The 15,449-nt window shown below is 43.9% G+C and carries 15 protein-coding genes; 4 read left to right on the forward strand and 11 right to left on the reverse strand.

The genetic code is table 11. From position 1 onward, the window contains the following. Positions 1-3: 3 nt before the first annotated feature. From ACAW68_10095 to ACAW68_10130, 8 genes are all read right to left on the reverse strand, one after another. A complete protein-coding gene (locus tag ACAW68_10095) occupies positions 4-279 on the reverse strand; it encodes a hypothetical protein (GenBank protein XGA15792.1) in 276 nt (91 codons plus the stop codon). An 82-nt stretch (positions 280-361) separates the two neighbouring features. Beyond that, positions 362-733, reverse strand: coding sequence for an HTH domain-containing protein (locus ACAW68_10100; GenBank protein XGA15793.1), 372 nt, complete (start codon positions 731-733; stop codon positions 362-364). Then, on the reverse strand, positions 726-1,094 hold the full coding sequence (locus tag ACAW68_10105; protein ID XGA15794.1) for a hypothetical protein: 369 nt from the start codon (positions 1,092-1,094) through the stop codon (positions 726-728). Before ACAW68_10105 ends, ACAW68_10100 begins: the two co-directional genes overlap by 8 nt. Positions 1,095-1,106: 12 nt before the next feature. Next, positions 1,107-1,361, reverse strand: coding sequence for a hypothetical protein (locus tag ACAW68_10110; protein ID XGA15795.1), 255 nt, complete (start codon positions 1,359-1,361; stop codon positions 1,107-1,109). Between the two features lie 290 nt (positions 1,362-1,651). Next, the gene (locus ACAW68_10115) at positions 1,652-2,245 is read right to left on the reverse strand and encodes a hypothetical protein (protein XGA15796.1); all 594 of its coding nucleotides are present in this window, start codon (positions 2,243-2,245) and stop codon (positions 1,652-1,654) included. A gap of 90 nt (positions 2,246-2,335) precedes the next feature. Further along, on the reverse strand, positions 2,336-2,467 hold the full coding sequence (locus ACAW68_10120; GenBank protein ID XGA15797.1) for a hypothetical protein: 132 nt from the start codon (positions 2,465-2,467) through the stop codon (positions 2,336-2,338). Continuing rightward, complete coding sequence (locus tag ACAW68_10125; protein XGA15798.1) at positions 2,460-3,089, reverse strand: Rha family transcriptional regulator; 630 nt, start codon at positions 3,087-3,089, stop codon at positions 2,460-2,462. The genes ACAW68_10120 and ACAW68_10125 overlap by 8 nt, the downstream gene beginning before the upstream one ends. Before the next feature lie 65 nt (positions 3,090-3,154). Then, the gene (locus ACAW68_10130) at positions 3,155-3,355 is read right to left on the reverse strand and encodes a helix-turn-helix domain-containing protein (GenBank protein ID XGA15799.1); all 201 of its coding nucleotides are present in this window, start codon (positions 3,353-3,355) and stop codon (positions 3,155-3,157) included. A gap of 272 nt (positions 3,356-3,627) precedes the next feature. On the opposite strand from ACAW68_10130, the gene ACAW68_10135 reads away from it, so the two are divergent. From ACAW68_10135 to ACAW68_10150, 4 genes are all read left to right on the forward strand, one after another. Beyond that, the gene (locus ACAW68_10135; GenBank protein ID XGA15800.1) at positions 3,628-3,993 is read left to right on the forward strand and encodes a helix-turn-helix domain-containing protein; all 366 of its coding nucleotides are present in this window, start codon (positions 3,628-3,630) and stop codon (positions 3,991-3,993) included. Between the two features lies 1 nt (position 3,994). Then, positions 3,995-4,402 (forward strand): ImmA/IrrE family metallo-endopeptidase, encoded by a 408-nt coding sequence (locus ACAW68_10140; GenBank protein XGA15801.1) that lies wholly within the window; start codon positions 3,995-3,997, stop codon positions 4,400-4,402. A 49-nt stretch (positions 4,403-4,451) separates the two neighbouring features. Next, positions 4,452-4,829, forward strand: coding sequence for a DUF1304 domain-containing protein (locus ACAW68_10145; GenBank protein ID XGA15802.1), 378 nt, complete (start codon positions 4,452-4,454; stop codon positions 4,827-4,829). Positions 4,830-5,003: 174 nt separating this feature from the next. Beyond that, the gene (locus tag ACAW68_10150) at positions 5,004-6,152 is read left to right on the forward strand and encodes a tyrosine-type recombinase/integrase (GenBank protein XGA15803.1); all 1,149 of its coding nucleotides are present in this window, start codon (positions 5,004-5,006) and stop codon (positions 6,150-6,152) included. Positions 6,153-6,366: 214 nt separating this feature from the next. Here ACAW68_10150 and ACAW68_10155 read toward each other — a convergent pair whose 3' ends face one another. The 3 genes from ACAW68_10155 to ACAW68_10165 form a co-directional block, all read right to left on the reverse strand. After that, positions 6,367-9,516 (reverse strand): SpaA isopeptide-forming pilin-related protein, encoded by a 3,150-nt coding sequence (locus ACAW68_10155; GenBank protein ID XGA15804.1) that lies wholly within the window; start codon positions 9,514-9,516, stop codon positions 6,367-6,369. A 194-nt stretch (positions 9,517-9,710) separates the two neighbouring features. Next, positions 9,711-13,316: a SpaA isopeptide-forming pilin-related protein gene (locus tag ACAW68_10160; GenBank protein ID XGA15805.1), complete on the reverse strand. Its 3,606-nt coding sequence runs from the start codon at positions 13,314-13,316 to the stop codon at positions 9,711-9,713. Between the two features lie 345 nt (positions 13,317-13,661). Further along, positions 13,662-15,446: an ABC transporter ATP-binding protein gene (locus ACAW68_10165; GenBank protein XGA15806.1), complete on the reverse strand. Its 1,785-nt coding sequence runs from the start codon at positions 15,444-15,446 to the stop codon at positions 13,662-13,664. Between the last annotated feature and the right edge of the window lie 3 nt (positions 15,447-15,449).

Consider the following 15,449-nt stretch of genomic DNA (forward strand, 5'->3'; position numbering starts at 1 on the left):
CACCTATTCAGCAGACATATTTGCTTCACTAGTTAGCTTTAAAACGTCGTTAGCCAGTATTAGCAATGATAATGAGACGCCACTTATTTTTCGGTAGTTGTTTAAACTGTTGTTGGCTAACTCAAATGTTTCTTTACTTGAATTAACAGTAACGATTACTGATCCTTCATCTTCGCTTAAGTCAGATACAACATCAGCCAATCCAGCTAATGCTGCGCTTCGTTGTTCAGCTTCATCCAATATATCTGCCAGCTTGCACGTTTTTGTCGATTGTTCCATAATGTATAGAAATCTCCTTTTGTTTTTGAGAGTGTTCACGGTATCGGTCGGGAAACTTCGCCGTGAGTAAGGTACAAAGCAACTACGCGTGTTCAACGGAACGCCTGTGGTTGCTTTTTTTGTTATCGTTGAAATTATTACGCCACGTATGCAAGTCAATTGACCGCAACTTTTCAGCACGCTTCAACTCCTCCAATGCTTGGGCCGCGAGTGGGGCAATCGCATTGTTTCGTTCTTCATCACTGGTAATCAGGTAGTACCCACTCGGCGCACTGCGTCGGCTACCAATTGGTACACCCTTATGGTTAATCAGGAACGCCACCCATGCCGTGATTGTACGTTTGTTGGTATTTAGGCGTGTCGCAATTTCAGAGATACTTACGGGCTTCTCTGCGCCTTCTGGCAACATTGCCACCAACTGCTCAAGCTGTTCCGTTAATGTTTCTTCACTCATCTGTGTCCACTCCTTTCAAATCACCTAACTTAGCGTTTATTACTTCAAGTACATGTTTCTTCGTATACTGGGTTAGATCTGTTTCTGTAATAGCTTGTGCAGCTACTGATACTGCCAACATGAAACCTAATTCAAAATCTGAACTCATCTTCGACTTATTCAATTCACGCAATAGACTACGTACATTGCTTGTCACCATATATGGCAACTCGTCAGCCGTTTTTGCACTAATAAGTGCTTGCAAGGTCAAAGCCACCCCACTCGTTGCAATAACGGCTAGTTGACTGTGCCCACTTTCCTTAATCAAATCATTCACATCACTTGCCACCAGTCTAATTGTGGCGTTGTCTAGTCCTTTCATCCCATCACCTCCTTATAATCGCTTTATGGCTTCATCTAATTCTGATTGATTAAATAATTCCCGGGCTACTCCAAATTCAAACAGTGAATGTGGCTTAATCACGCCTTTATCTATCAATTTTTGAAAGGTCTTAGGCGACACATCCAAATAGTTATAAGCCTTAATCTTAGATAACCATGGGCTTTTCTCTGGCGCCATGACTGCTGCGGTTAGCCGGTCTAGCGCCGCAACTAAGCTCTCAATATCTGGTATACTGGTAGCATTCATAAATAAAACCGTGTCCTTTCTTTTGGGTGCGTGGTAACGATTAGTAACGGGCTTTGGTCGGCACAGGTTACTAGTCGTTTTTCTTTGTGGTGAGTTGGCTGCTCGCATTCGGTTTATTTTTGATAAACACAAAGACTGTCCACTGGGCAGTTTAAGGACTTGCTTGGGTCACGTTATGTACACCAGCCACCACATACAAGGCGCTGGCACGGCAATAACTAATAAAGTTGTCCTTTAATTAGTTTGTTGTGTATGTATGACGCCACCAGTGAGCCCTGTGGCGTCTGTGTTTAGTTGTTTTCGTTAAACTCTCGGTCTGCCTTGGCACGTTTCAAGCCGTCTTGCACCTTTTCGGCCAATTCTGCTAGTACATCATTTGCTTGGCTCTTGTCCTCTGCATCGATGGCACCGTTCAACTTCTCGGTTAATTCAAACAAGTTAAAAGGATCGTGTGCAGCGCAGCGTGGGTCTGCATAAGTACGGGCAATTTCTTCCATGTACTTAACGTGTGTTAGCGCCTTCTCAATGTCTTTACTCTCAATCGCCTTATATAGCTTTCCAGTTGCGTCATATAGCCCCATTGGGTCATTAGGTTGTTGACTAGCCGGTACGAAATCAAACGTTGCTTCTGTCCCCATATCTTTGGCCAATTCTTCAATAGCCATTGTTAGGCGGACCCATGCATCCGTTACCATTGGGCTTCGCTCGACTGTCTCAACGGCATCACCTTCTACCGTCTCCATGTCTACTGCGTGCATTGCCGTCAACAATTCAGACACAGTCCCCACTAAATCGTACTTATCAGGTACATTGACCGTTACAGGTACATACCGTTCCGTTTGTAGTGCTGGGTGCTTCTTCGCCGTGTAGTCATACTTATTCATAATCAAAACCATCTTTCTTTTGTATTGGGGATGCATCCCCATGCGTTACTAGATACTGTGGTAGTTTTCAGACTTGCCGAGGTCACATCGTTAATCGTCTACTTCTTCAATCACCAATGCGCCCCAGTAAAAATCTGTGATAATTGAAATTACCCACGCTAACCCACCTAAGCCAGTCAGCAACCAAAACATCGGTAATAAAACGTGCCATTGATTAAGCATTAACCACACCTCGTTCCTTTAATACCGTTGCCTTAATCTCTTGGTAGCTGTACCCGTTCAAAATAAGCTGCTTCATCAACTCTTTAACACGTTCCAAATGTTCCAACTGCGTTGAGTTCAACGCCTCTTTTGCATCAGTTACATCAAACGTTGTCTTGAGTTGCTTTGCATTCTTGCCCGTGACAACTTTTAACGCTAAGTTATGGATCGTTGAATACATATGCGGGTTATCTGGCCAACTATCATGGACCACTTCACTAATGGATTTATTCACTGGCTTAATGTTGGCAAGGGCAATTGTCTTATGTGCTAGTTCCTCACGTTGTGAATAGAACGCCTCCACTAGATCGCTCTTAAACTCAATGACTGCCGGTGTATTACGCATAAATGTGATAAGCAAAGTTGCTTGCTGTTCGTTATAGTGCCAAAGCTTTTGTGGTCTTCCGGTCTCTCCTAGTTTTGGGTTTTCAAAAACCAAAACTCCAAATCGTTCTAATTCATCGTGATACTTGTTAGTTAGGTGTCGGACGTGTTCAACAGATACACCCGTATACTTCGCCACAATTTCACTTGTTGTATAAACACCTTCTGCTGGTGTGCCGTACATTACCAATTCATCCATGGTATAATTACCTTCCTTATAGTTATCTGACACCACGGCCTGCTCGCTGTGGTGTTTTTTTGTCTTTAAATTTCAATGTTGTAAATACGTGCTGCTGCCTTTTGAATTTGAATATCACGCGGTTGCGTCCCTGTTAAAGCCCTTGAGAATTGTTGTGGCTTAACGTTTAGCATTGCTGCCACATCTTTGTACCCCAAACCACTTTTAATACGTGCAATATCAAATTTTTCCTTAGTCTTCTTTGCTGCAATTTCTAGTTCTGTCATTTTGCGTCTCCTTTTATGTTGTTGATTGTTTACACAAGTTATTGCACATTATTTACACAAGGTGTAATATAAAGGCATACAAAAAAAGCACAATAAACGCCTGTATATCAACATTCGCTCGCCAAAGCATTGATTATTTTAGGTCTGTTTTTTTGTTGCTCAATTACTTGATGAATTCATTATTGCACGTAGTGTAAATTAATACAAGTGTTTGTGTTAATTTTGTGTAATTTTTTCGTCAGCTACCCTATTAGTTGAAGGAACCGATTGATATGACTGTATTTGAACGAATAAAAGAAGTTGCAAAAGCAAGAGGAATGAACCTGAAGACGGTGGCCAAAAATGCAGGCCTGTCAGAAAATGCTCTATACAGGTACAACCAAGGAGTTGAACCAAAATACCCCACGCTTAAAGCCGTTGCGGACGTCCTCGGCGTATCAGTAGACTACCTATTAGGTAACACTGATGAGATGCACCCTACCAGCACAGAACCAGAACTACCCAATGATTTAGAGGAAGTTTTGAAGCAGGTTAACCCTGTGATGTTTGGTGGTGCCGAATTAACAGACGACCAGAGGATGCTCCTATATAACATGGCTAAAGAGATGTCACGCAACAATCAACAAGGTGGTAAGTAATTTGACCGATGAATTGAGAGAGTTGAGAGACTACCTACTTAGCCTTGCCCGCCGACACGATATTGACGTTGAGGATATGTTATCCACTTCAGGTACACATATGTACGTCCGCGTGTTCAACAAGATATTTATGAATCCGAATGAAACAAAGGCAACTTATGAATTTGGACTAGCTCACGAACTGGCCCATGCCATTTACGGCGATCCTAATGGCGAACAGTACTACCCTTTTTCATTGTTGTTCAGAAAGACTGAAGAAAAGATTGCCAACAAGAACGCGATCCGACTGATTTCTGACTTTGTCTACCGCGATACGCCACTTGAATGCAGAAATTGGGAACACTTTATTGATATTTTCAACCTACCCAGTTATTTCGAAGGCATTGTAAAGGAAATTATTTACGACTGATGAAACGTCCAGAAAGGATCGACGTTAAAAGCTGAAGGAGAATTAAATAATGAATATTCTAATCGCTATTTTAAGTGTACTAGTTGCTTTGGAGTTCTTTTTCATTATGTATTTGGAAACATTCGCAACAACTTCATCTCGCACTGCTGAAACTTTCAGAATGTCAAAAGATGATCTTCAAAATGAAAAGGTAAACACTCTACTTAAAAATCAAGGTATTTATAACGGTCTTATTGGCGTTGGAATACTTTATTTGTTGATTTTTACGCAAAATTACAACAATAGCTTGTTTGCCATTATGCTATACATTATTTTGGTGGCATTATACGGAAGTTTCTCATCAGGAAACAAGTCAATTTTCTTCAAGCAAGGAACTTTGGCCGTCATCGTGGTAGTTTTGTTGTTAGTTCAAATGATTCTGGGATAATTAGCAGGCATTGCTAATCAGGGGTCTGCGCAATATTGCGCCAACCAAATGGGGGTTCGTTAATTTTGACGATACCTTAAAAATTGAGGCCCGCCGAAAATTCGGCCACCTCTTCACATACTCAAACCTTAATGCCATACATAGAGTTGGCTGCTCGCATGGAAAGGCTTAACTATGAGTATTACGAAACAAAAAAACGGCACCTACTCCGTGCGTATCCGTTGGACGGACAAACAGGGCAAGCGCCGTGAAAAGACAAAAACTAAATTTGAAACTAAAACACTAGCAAAGCATTGGGAACGGCAAGCAACATTGGATGCTGACGCCGGCAAATTTGACGGTGTCACGACTGACTTAACCGTTAATGAACTTGTTGATATGTATCTGCAAGAATACGTGCGCGGTAAAAGGCTATCAACCACAAGCAAGGTGGCCCGCTCATTTGAAATGTACGTACTCACGCCTAAATGGTTCGATAACGTTAAAGTGGCCAAACTATCCAAAGTTGAATTACAACGCTGGATTAATTGGTTAGCTGGCCAGTTCTCATCGTACAAACGCAAAGTGGATCACTTCAGAAAAGCATTAGATATTGCTGTATCTTATGAACTGCTAGAAAGTAACCCGCTTAATGACGTTCGATACCCTACGGCAGTGTCAAAGCCTGATAGGTCATATCGAGTTGAATTTTACGATCGCCAGCAACTCCAATCATTCATGCAAGCTGTACAAGACAAGTATGATAATGCTATCAACTATCACAAGTACGCCTATCTCCGTTTGTTAGCATTTACGGGGATGCGCAATGGTGAGGTTCGTGCGCTTGAATGGTCCGATATTCATTTAGATGGCAATGAGCCACATATTATCGTTAGCAAGACCACTAGCGAAACAACTGGCCATGGTGTCGTTATTAACCCACCTAAAACAAAGGCGGGCAATCGCAAGGTTATGTTAGACAAAAAAACCGCCGGCATCCTAAGACACTGGCGGGCTATTCAAGGACAACAAATGATGAAACGTGGTATATCTGCCAATGGCATTGTTTGGACCAACCAGCGACTTGATAATCGTATTTCAGGCAATCAACCACGTTCGTGGCTACTATCAGCCATACGTGATACGGACGTCCCTCAAATTAACATTCACGGGTTACGGCACACATATATCACACTTGCAGTTCAAGCTGGCATGGATATTAAGACTTTGCAGTCACAAGTTGGACACGATGACGTAAAAACTACCTTAGCAATTTATGCTACCGTCACAGATGAAATGCGATCAAAGACGGCCGATATTTTCACTCAGTTAGTCAGCTTTTAACGACAACTGGGGGAGTAACTGGGGGAGTAACTGGGGGAGTGAATAGAATTCAATACTTAAAACGCCTATACGACAAGGGTTTCAAGCTGATTGGTCGGTTCCCAGCCAGAGCAGTCAGTAATTTCGCATGTAGCGCCGGTTCCGTTTGGAGCCGGCGCTATTTGTTTGCCATATAAAAAAAGATGCGTATCACTACGCATCTCAATAACTATTTCTATCGTCGACGTTGGCGGTAAGCCATGCCGCCACTAATAAGCAATAGCACGCCTGGCACAACCCAAAAGATTCGGACGCCTGGTCCACCAACACGTGGGAAGATCGACTTCATCTTTTTCGTCGGTAGGTCTACCAACCATTCACCACGTCCGGTGTCGAACTTCAGCTTGTCACCCAGTGGCACACAATCCACCGACATTTCCGCCGGCTCGCCGTTAATACCGCCCGCTGTAACTTCAAAACAGTAGACCTTTGGATCAACTTCAAACCCAGCCGGTGCTTCAACTTCTTCTAACGTATAAAGCCCCTGACTCAATCCAGGCAACGTTTGGCCTGATTCACGGGTCGTAAACTCACGGCCGTGACCTGAACTGACACGCGTCAATCGATAAGTAGAACCAGCAAGCGGCTTATCAGGGTCATCCCCGAAGGCAAACTTGCGGAACACGACGCCGTTAACTTCATTGGCAAAAAGAACCTCATGCACATCTGTCGCAGCACGATGCTTGCTTGTCGGCAAATCCGTTGTCACAATACCGTCTGTCACATGAACTTGATACTCATTTTCATCAATCCAATAACCGTGGGCAACACCAGTTTGGCGCAACGTATAGGTTTTGCCATCTGCTAAACCTGTCCACAATGTCGTGTGACTACCTGAATTTTGCTTAGCCAATTGCTTACCAGACTCATCAAACAGTTCGAATTCACCACCCAGCAACGTTAGGTCACCGGCACGGTTCGTATTCTTAACCGCAAAGGAAATCTGCTTCTCTTCAGCAGGCGCTTCCTCCTTTCCCTTACGTTGGTGGCTCACCACGTTTGATTGCTGCGTACGGTTCCACAACACGTTATTGAACGTATATGAAACCGCGGCTTGTTGGGTGTAGGTTGCATCAGTCAAATATTCCGCAACCGAATGACGTACGTTAACCCCGACTGCCCAGTCTGAGCCGTTAAACATCAACTTACGTACGCCTTCCTTGGTCAACGTCACCTTAACCTTACGATCGTTCACCGTCACCTCATAGTCGGTGCCGTATACCATTTCAGCACGGGTACCGGTTGTCGTGTCGTCACTCGTTCCCGCCGTATTGTAGACCTTCACGCTATTCTTTAAGGCACCGGCCAAAATCACCGCATCACCACCGACCTTCGGCAAATTAACCGTTGCTTCAACCGCACTTGGTGATAGCAAGTAATCTTCACCGTTCGCATAAGTCGTTGGGTATGTCCAATACCAGAATGGCTTCGTCGCATCTTCAAGCGTTTTGCCATTCAAATCATTCGTATCCTTGTGGACGAATTTATTCACCGATGGCTTATCACGCGTCCCAACAGTGGTATCAATATCGAATGAGAATTCCTCGTCATTCGGTACGGAGATACTTGAACTCAAGAACGCGCCCCAAACACCGTTGGTCAACGAACCCATGCGCACTTTCGCCGATGTACCCTCGAGGACAAATGACACAGCCGAACGTTCAAAATTTTCACCGTTCAAATAATCCTGCCAGATGTCATTACCGGTCTCCCATTGGCTAGCCGCGTCAGTCGTCCCGATGTACTTGTCTTTGTGGTAAGTGATGGTCGCACCTTCAACGGTCACACCCTTGTTTTCGCTTGCACCTGCCCAGCCGACACCTTCCGCATAGTCATAACGCTTTTCGATGGCTGCATCAGGTCCCCACGGGTTCGTCTTCCGGTTAGCATTCAATGACGCAAACGTCAGATATGATATCTTCTTATCCGTCTTTTGCACGTCAATCAAATGCTTGTTTTCAAAATCAACATACTGGAATTCAACTTGGAAATCCGAGAGTTTGTTGTACAACAACCCCGAATACAAATTATTCGATAGGTTCAAATACGGATCGGCCGAATCACCCGTTCCGCCAGTATGACCGCCAATGAAGCCCGGAATGAAGTCTGACAACGTCACGTAGGCACCCATCAAATGCGTTGTCCATTTCACATCGCCATTATCATCCACGTGCTTGGTTTTGTACGTGCCGACGTATGGGTAGTAAATCGTAATTTCACCACGTTTTGCACGACTCGCAACCATCTCAATCACGGAAATCATCACTGAGTAATTCTTACCCGGCGACTGCTCGTTAAACTTCTCGTAGTAGTACAACCCGTGGTCATTTTCTTCTGAGTTCCACCATGTTTCACCCCACATGTTTGCCAAGTTACTACGCTTGTCTGAGTTCAAACGTTCCTCAATGACCAAATAATCATCATCAATCGCATCTTGGTTCAGATAAACTTTCATCTTGCTTGGGTCAGAATACGCATCAGCCTTAATCGTCGCGCTGTAACCCTTCAACGTTTCAGTCGGAATCAAATCGTCTGGTCGCGCCAACGTCGCACGCTCATCTTGCTCGTCGTACACCGTCATCTTTTGATCATCGTGCTCCCAATCACTCGCAAATGGATAAAAAAGCACACCCATGTGGATTTCACGTGGAATATACACGTTTTCGTGTCCATCTGAATAGGTTTCCTCACGTACCGGCGACACAATCATCAAACCATATTTCTTGTTAGCAGGTGGTCGTAGCGTAAACTTGAAGACTTGCTTTTCAGTTCGCGCATCAACCCGATAACGATTCTTATCATCCAACTCAATTAGCTTGTCATTAAGCGTAATGCTTTCTACACTTCCAACACGATCACCATCAACGCCAAATTCAACCGGGAATACCCCAGCTTCCTTATCAGTACCAAACTTTTGAAAGTTATCTTCTACTTTGTCGAACGTAATCTCGTAATCCATAAAGGCACGACGTTGCGAAACTTTAATCACAAATGGCACACCTTCGTAGTCGAAGTAATCATAAATCGTTCCAGCGACACTCTTCAGCACGGCCGGCTTCATTGGCGTTGTTGGCTCCAACTCACCTTCACCAGTTAACGTCGGATTATCCTCACCCGCACCTACGACATCCGGCAACGACACTTTACCAGTATCTTCAATCGCATCTAGCAGCCCGTTATCAATCTTCACTGGTAGCTCACTGATCAACGTATTCTTTGCCTCCGCGTATACAGCCTTGCTAAAGATAACGAGATTTAGTAATAACGGAACCAACAAAATCAGCACACTAAATCGGGTATTAAATTTTCGCATGCGTCTTGTCATCACTGCCGTATCCTTCCATTTTCTACTTATCCTATATTACGGACAAGATACAAAATCTATGTGGCTGTCAATTAAAGACTCTTGGAATTTATCGACGGGTTTATGTCCAAAAACGCAACAGAAAAGCCGGCTGCGAACATTTCTGTTCACAACCGGCTATCAAGCACGTCTATTTCAAAATATGTGTATCAAAATTATTGGTTTTGACGGCGCTTGATGTACCAAGCCGCCCCACCGGCGATCAACATAACGATCAAACCAGCACCAATGTATGCTTGAATTCCCGTTCCTCCAACACGAGGGAAGATTGGCTTAGCATCGTTAGCAACAACGAAGTCTCCGACCCAAGTGTGAGGATTAGTTGAAGTATCCTCCGCTGCTGGCAACCACTTCAAGTATGAACCGCCTTCATTAACTTGCAAGAAGTTAACTGGTGCATTCGTATTTGCAGAAGTACCATTCAAGTTGTTCAAGATATCTGCATAGTCAAAAGCTGGATCCGTGTACGTATTTTGTGGTACGACAATGAAATAGAAATCATCCTTCATTGCATATCCATCTGGAGACTTTGTCTCACGAACAACATACGTCTTATTGAACTCCAACTTTGCATCTGCCGCAATCGTATGAACGCCATTAGCACCCTCAGTCATCTCAACCCAAGGATTTGGCAATGATGGGTTTTCTGCATACGCCACAGCATCTGTTTGCAATGCGTATTCAAACTTAGCACCAGCCAAAGGATCGTTATCGCTATCAACCTTGTTCAACTTGAATTGCGTTGGTACACGCGGATTCTTGATTGACGCAGTCCACTGATCACCGTCTGCTTGTTGCAAACCAATCAAAGCAGCCTTGTCGGCATCAGAATCGCCACTCATCGTGTGAATATACGTCTTACCATCGCCTTGCAAGTGCTCCGTCACCGTAAAGTGAATGACACCGTTATCATTCGTATAACCACCTGGAACTCCCGTTTCAGTCAATTCATACTTTCCGATTTGAAGATCATTAAATGTCCAAGTAGAACCATTTGATGATGACGTCCCTGTTACCTCAACTGGCGTATCAAGCTTTTCAAAGACAGGCTCATCATTAGCCCATCCCGTCATCTTGTACGTTTGCTTCAATTCAAAAGTTGCTCGGTTAACTTGGTTACCAAGATCATCAATCTTGTGCAACACCAAGTCATTGTCATGAAGTGGTAGCAAATGTACGTTGACACGGTTAGTATCAATTCCCTCAGGGTCATTGATACCTGTCATAACTTTCGCAGTGTTGTACCAAATCTTTTCTTGCTTGTTTTCAAGAACTTCAGTAGCTGGTACGTGAACATTCAAATTCCAAGCCAAGTTATTACCATCGAAGTCCATGCGATCTCGCCCAGTCGTTGTAAATTCGACCGTAATCTTTTGATGCTGCTTATCGTCAGAACCCTTCACAGACTCTAGCTTTACCGTGTAATCCGTTCCATACGTAAATGCTGAACCATTAGTGTTGTACACCACAATATCACTGGGCGTAAACGTTGTCATATTACTTGCATCATTATGACGCAATGTAACACCTGCATCCAACGTATCCGTCATGACCAATTCAGTTGGCTTAGCAATTGAATCCGTTCCAATACGGTAAGTTGGTTGCATTACCCAATAATCATAATTGAAGTAAATGACATCACCAATCGTTTGCGTATTCTTCGTTGCCAAGTTGTTTCCGAACATATTACCGTACTGAATGTTCTTTTCTTCAGTAACCTTCGTAATTGCAGCGTTCACAGCCGTCTCACGAGCGGCAACATAATCAGCGTATGACTTATACTCTCCTGAATTAGGGTCGTATGCTGGGAATGATGCTCGAGCCTCCGTAATTGCCGCTTGGACATCTGCATTGCCATTGGCAGAATTCAATTGACCAACCGCATTATTGTAATTCATGGCATTTGGATCAGTCGTCTCCAATTGATCGTCTGTAACCATCTTACGAGGTGCTTCCAATTGCAATGGGTTAATAGATGCCAAAGTCATTGTTTGCCAAGTGTTACCCGTTCCAGTATACAAACGGAACGTGAATTGCTTTCCAGTAATTGGGTAACTCAACGCTCCAAAAGGGAACGTTGTGTCACCAATCTTGTCACGCCAGTTAGGAAAACTGTAATTATCATTCGTATAATTACCGTGACCTTGTGAGAACCACTTGCCGTTGCTATCTTGCTTCATAACTGTGCGACCTTGTGAGTCCTTTCCAGCTACGGCAGTGTCACGATCTGTCCTAGTTGGATTTGCACCAATTGAGCTAAGCTTATCAACAGACTCAGCATACGTTGATGAATTAATTTGGGTGCTTCCAGTTTCAGTCCAAAGGAATCCTCCTGAACCATCTCCGAAGTTGTTCAATGAGTCAAATGTCATCGACGCCCCAACTGCACTATCTACGTCAATCAAACGCGTAAACGTGCTACCAGACGCTGATGTCGTCACTTCATAGAATTGTAATTGGATATCAAGTGAGTCGATTCCTTGATATAACAAGCCTGAATACAAGTTATTTGGAATATCAATAAATCTTTGTTGTCCAATTTGATTGTGTTGTTGTGTAACTGGCACAATGTTTCCAATAGACATCGTTGCACCCATCGTCACACGATCACCATTCGCATTAATATACTCACCGACATTGTCATACACGATTGTAAACGCCGCACCAGACATTGCAGCAGTATCGCGGAATTCAATCATATATGATGATTCGTTTGCACTGCCACCTCCAGCTACCATTTCGTATTGTGAGTGGTAGTGAGAACGCACATACGTTGGATCCGGGTTAGGATTTCCCGCGTCAATCTTTCCTGCCGTCTCGTTGAACTTGGCATAAATATTTACACCGTAGTTATTATTAAAATATGTCTCTCCGTTTGTGTGATATGCATCATTCGCAATAGTACGGTTTGACCAAATTTGGAAGTTATTCGGATTTGTATTTCCATCTGTACCAGCAGTTGTTCGTGCCGCTGTGTCAATGTACACAGATTGAATGTCCGTATCTGGAACAACAGAATTTTGCAAACTGTTATTCAAAGTTACCGCTGGATCAGTTCCCGTTACCAATCCGTTAGGTGAATTGGGAATCGGTGCAACCTTAACTTCCTTACCGGCTGTCTTTTCTTCCTTAACTTCTGCTGTCTTTTCAGACTTCTTCTCTTCCTTAGCAACCGCTTCAGTCACTGTCTCAGATGATGATTCCTTAGCAATTTCAGCAACTTGCTCAAACGCCATCGTCAAATCGACTGAACGATTATCGGCTGGCAACAAGTTCTCACCGTTTTCTTCGTTATACAATCCCAATTCAGTAACCTGCAACGTAATGTCGTGCTTATCTTCATTAGAACTGATAGCTGTCAAAATCAAATGCGTTGATTGTGTCTTCAGAATGGCATCCACGATTCCTTCGCGCATGTCTAGCGGCTCGCCCAACTTGTCGCCATCCTTAACAGCAATCTCGGCATCGGTTAACCCAGCCTTTTCCAAATCAAGTTTGAACTTAACTGTCTGCTCACTGACAGACATATCTGATCGATCAAACTCCAAATCCCACGTGGTCTTTGCTTTGTCCTGTGATGTCTCTAGTTTGACATTCAGCAACTTGCTCTCATACACGTTCTGCGGTCCAGTGACCGCATGAATCGCGTCTCCCAAGGTACCCAGATTGGCGGCAAACGGCACAGCCAGAGCTGCCAAACCAATCAAAGCGCCTAACTTGCGGTGACGCTTCTTAATTGAAAAGCCTCCACTTTTTGTCATAGACGTACTCCCTAAATCTGTATTTTTTCTCTCATAAACAGTGTGGTCCATCCCACCTTCTGTTGGACTCTCTTAGAATACCGACAAAATGGTGCAACAGTTTGTAGGAGCCGTAACGACTTTTAGAAACGTTATGAAGAAACTTTGCCACTTGCCTTGAAGTTTGAATTTTCCATTACAGAATGACGTCAATTCACAAATTATTCATTTTTCTTGCACGTTTTGACCCTCATTTACTTTTTATAATGAATAAATGTAAGAGGGGCTAACGCAACTTCTCACCTAGAGAATACACAAAAGACGTCGACCGGCATAATTGCTAGTCGACGTCTTTTGTTCTATTGCTTATTCAAATACCATTTGGTTGTTGTACAACTCAGCGTAGAAGCCGCCTTGCGCCAACAATTCCGCGTGGCTACCGTGTTCGATAACGTTTCCGTCACGCAACACGACAATCTTATCGGCATTCAAAATCGTCTTCAAACGGTGGGCAATCACGAAACTTGTACGTCCCGCAATCACGTTATCCATCGCCTTTTGAATCTTAGCTTCCGTCACCGTATCAACGTTTGACGTTGCCTCGTCCAAGATCAACAAGTCAGGCGCCGTCAAAATCGTACGTGCGATTGACAACAATTGCTTTTGACCCGTTGAGAAGACTGAGTTTTCATCAGACACTTGGGTATCATAGCCATCTTCCAACGTCATGATGAAGTCGTGAATGTTAGCTTGCTTAGCCGCATCAATCATCTCTTCATCCGTTGCATCAGGCTTACCGAACGTGATGTTGTCACGAATCGTACCCGTGAACAAAACAGAGTCTTGCAATACGATACCAACGTTATCACGCAAAGACTTCAAGTCCATGTCGCGTACGTCAACGCCGTCAAACTTAACCGCACCATCCGTCACGTCATAGAAGCGGTTCAACAAGTTCATAACCGTCGTCTTACCTGAACCAGTTGGTCCAACCAAGGCCACCATTTGTCCCTTATCCACTTCAATGTTGATACCGTGCAAAATCTCGCGCTCAGAGTTGTAACCAAAGTGCACGTCATCCAACAAAATCTTGTCCTTAACGCCCGTGAACTTCACGCCGTCCTTAGGGTTGATTTCATCGTCTTGCGCGAACACTTCGTTCAAACGGTGCGCACCAGTCATGGCCAATTGCAACATGTTGTACGTTGACGTGATTTGCGTGATTGGTTGGTAGTACTGTTGTGAGAACGAAACGAACGTCACAATCAATCCCAAACCAGCCGCGCGTGAAGCCAAGTCACCGTTCAAAGCTTGCGTGGCACCGTAGAAGATTACGATAGCCAAGTTGAACAAGCCCATTCCTTGCATCAATGGGAACAACACACCAGACCAAGCTTGACCAAGCGTCGTTGCCTTACGCACCTTGTTGTTGTGCTCGATGAAGCCACGGATCGACTCTTCTTGCAATCCGTTGGTGATAATCACCTTTTCACCGTTGATTTGCTCGTTGATGTATCCGTTCAAGTGTCCCACTTCAGCTTGTTGAGCATCCACGTACTTCTTGGCTTGCACAATGATCAACGCAGCCAAGATAACCGCAACGGGTGTTGAGGCAATCGTCACCCACGCCATCTTAGGGCTTTCGTTAAACATCATCCAAACCACACCAATCAACATCGCAATTTGTGAGAACAATTGGAAAATGGCTTGGTTCATTGCATTAAAGATGTTATCCAAGTCAGACGTGAAACGTGACAAAATTTCACCGTCTTGGTGAGAATCAAAGTAACGTACCGTCATACGTTGCATCTTGCCAAACAAGCCCTTACGCATGTCATTAACTGAGTTAGATGACACGATAGCTTGAATGAAGGCATTGATGAACAAACCAGTTAGCATCAACAACACAAAACCGAAGAACAATAGCAAGGCATGGTGGAAGTCATGCAAACTTGCTTGGCTAGCCGTCATTGGGTTCAACTTCACCATCAAGTACTTTGACAATTCCGTAATTGAACGTCCCATGTAAACCGGCGCCTTAACTTGCGCCCACGTTGCGAAAATCGTGAACACGAGGATGGCAATCATCCCCATCCAGTAACGCTTGAAGTAGTGCGCAAAGAAACGAATTGATTCAGTAATATTCTTCATCTT

It is taken from the genome of Weissella confusa, assembly GCA_041871065.1.
GTDB lineage: Bacteria > Bacillota > Bacilli > Lactobacillales > Lactobacillaceae > Weissella > Weissella confusa_A.

What these genes read in the sequence shown, in the direction of transcription:
- ACAW68_10095 (XGA15792.1), bottom strand. Translation starts at nt 279, where the DNA reads ATGGAACAATCGACAAAAACGTGCAAGCTGGCAGATATATTGGATGAA.
- ACAW68_10100 (XGA15793.1), bottom strand. Translation starts at nt 733, where the DNA reads ATGAGTGAAGAAACATTAACGGAACAGCTTGAGCAGTTGGTGGCAATG.
- ACAW68_10105 (XGA15794.1), bottom strand. Translation starts at nt 1,094, where the DNA reads ATGAAAGGACTAGACAACGCCACAATTAGACTGGTGGCAAGTGATGTG.
- ACAW68_10110 (XGA15795.1), bottom strand. Translation starts at nt 1,361, where the DNA reads ATGAATGCTACCAGTATACCAGATATTGAGAGCTTAGTTGCGGCGCTA.
- ACAW68_10115 (XGA15796.1), bottom strand. Translation starts at nt 2,245, where the DNA reads ATGAATAAGTATGACTACACGGCGAAGAAGCACCCAGCACTACAAACG.
- ACAW68_10120 (XGA15797.1), bottom strand. Translation starts at nt 2,467, where the DNA reads ATGCTTAATCAATGGCACGTTTTATTACCGATGTTTTGGTTGCTGACT.
- ACAW68_10125 (XGA15798.1), bottom strand. Translation starts at nt 3,089, where the DNA reads ATGGATGAATTGGTAATGTACGGCACACCAGCAGAAGGTGTTTATACA.
- ACAW68_10130 (XGA15799.1), bottom strand. Translation starts at nt 3,355, where the DNA reads ATGACAGAACTAGAAATTGCAGCAAAGAAGACTAAGGAAAAATTTGAT.
- ACAW68_10135 (XGA15800.1), top strand. Translation starts at nt 3,628, where the DNA reads ATGACTGTATTTGAACGAATAAAAGAAGTTGCAAAAGCAAGAGGAATG.
- ACAW68_10145 (XGA15802.1), top strand. Translation starts at nt 4,452, where the DNA reads ATGAATATTCTAATCGCTATTTTAAGTGTACTAGTTGCTTTGGAGTTC.
- ACAW68_10150 (XGA15803.1), top strand. Translation starts at nt 5,004, where the DNA reads ATGAGTATTACGAAACAAAAAAACGGCACCTACTCCGTGCGTATCCGT.
- ACAW68_10155 (XGA15804.1), bottom strand. Translation starts at nt 9,516, where the DNA reads ATGACAAGACGCATGCGAAAATTTAATACCCGATTTAGTGTGCTGATT.
- ACAW68_10160 (XGA15805.1), bottom strand. Translation starts at nt 13,316, where the DNA reads ATGACAAAAAGTGGAGGCTTTTCAATTAAGAAGCGTCACCGCAAGTTA.
- ACAW68_10165 (XGA15806.1), bottom strand. Translation starts at nt 15,446, where the DNA reads ATGAAGAATATTACTGAATCAATTCGTTTCTTTGCGCACTACTTCAAG.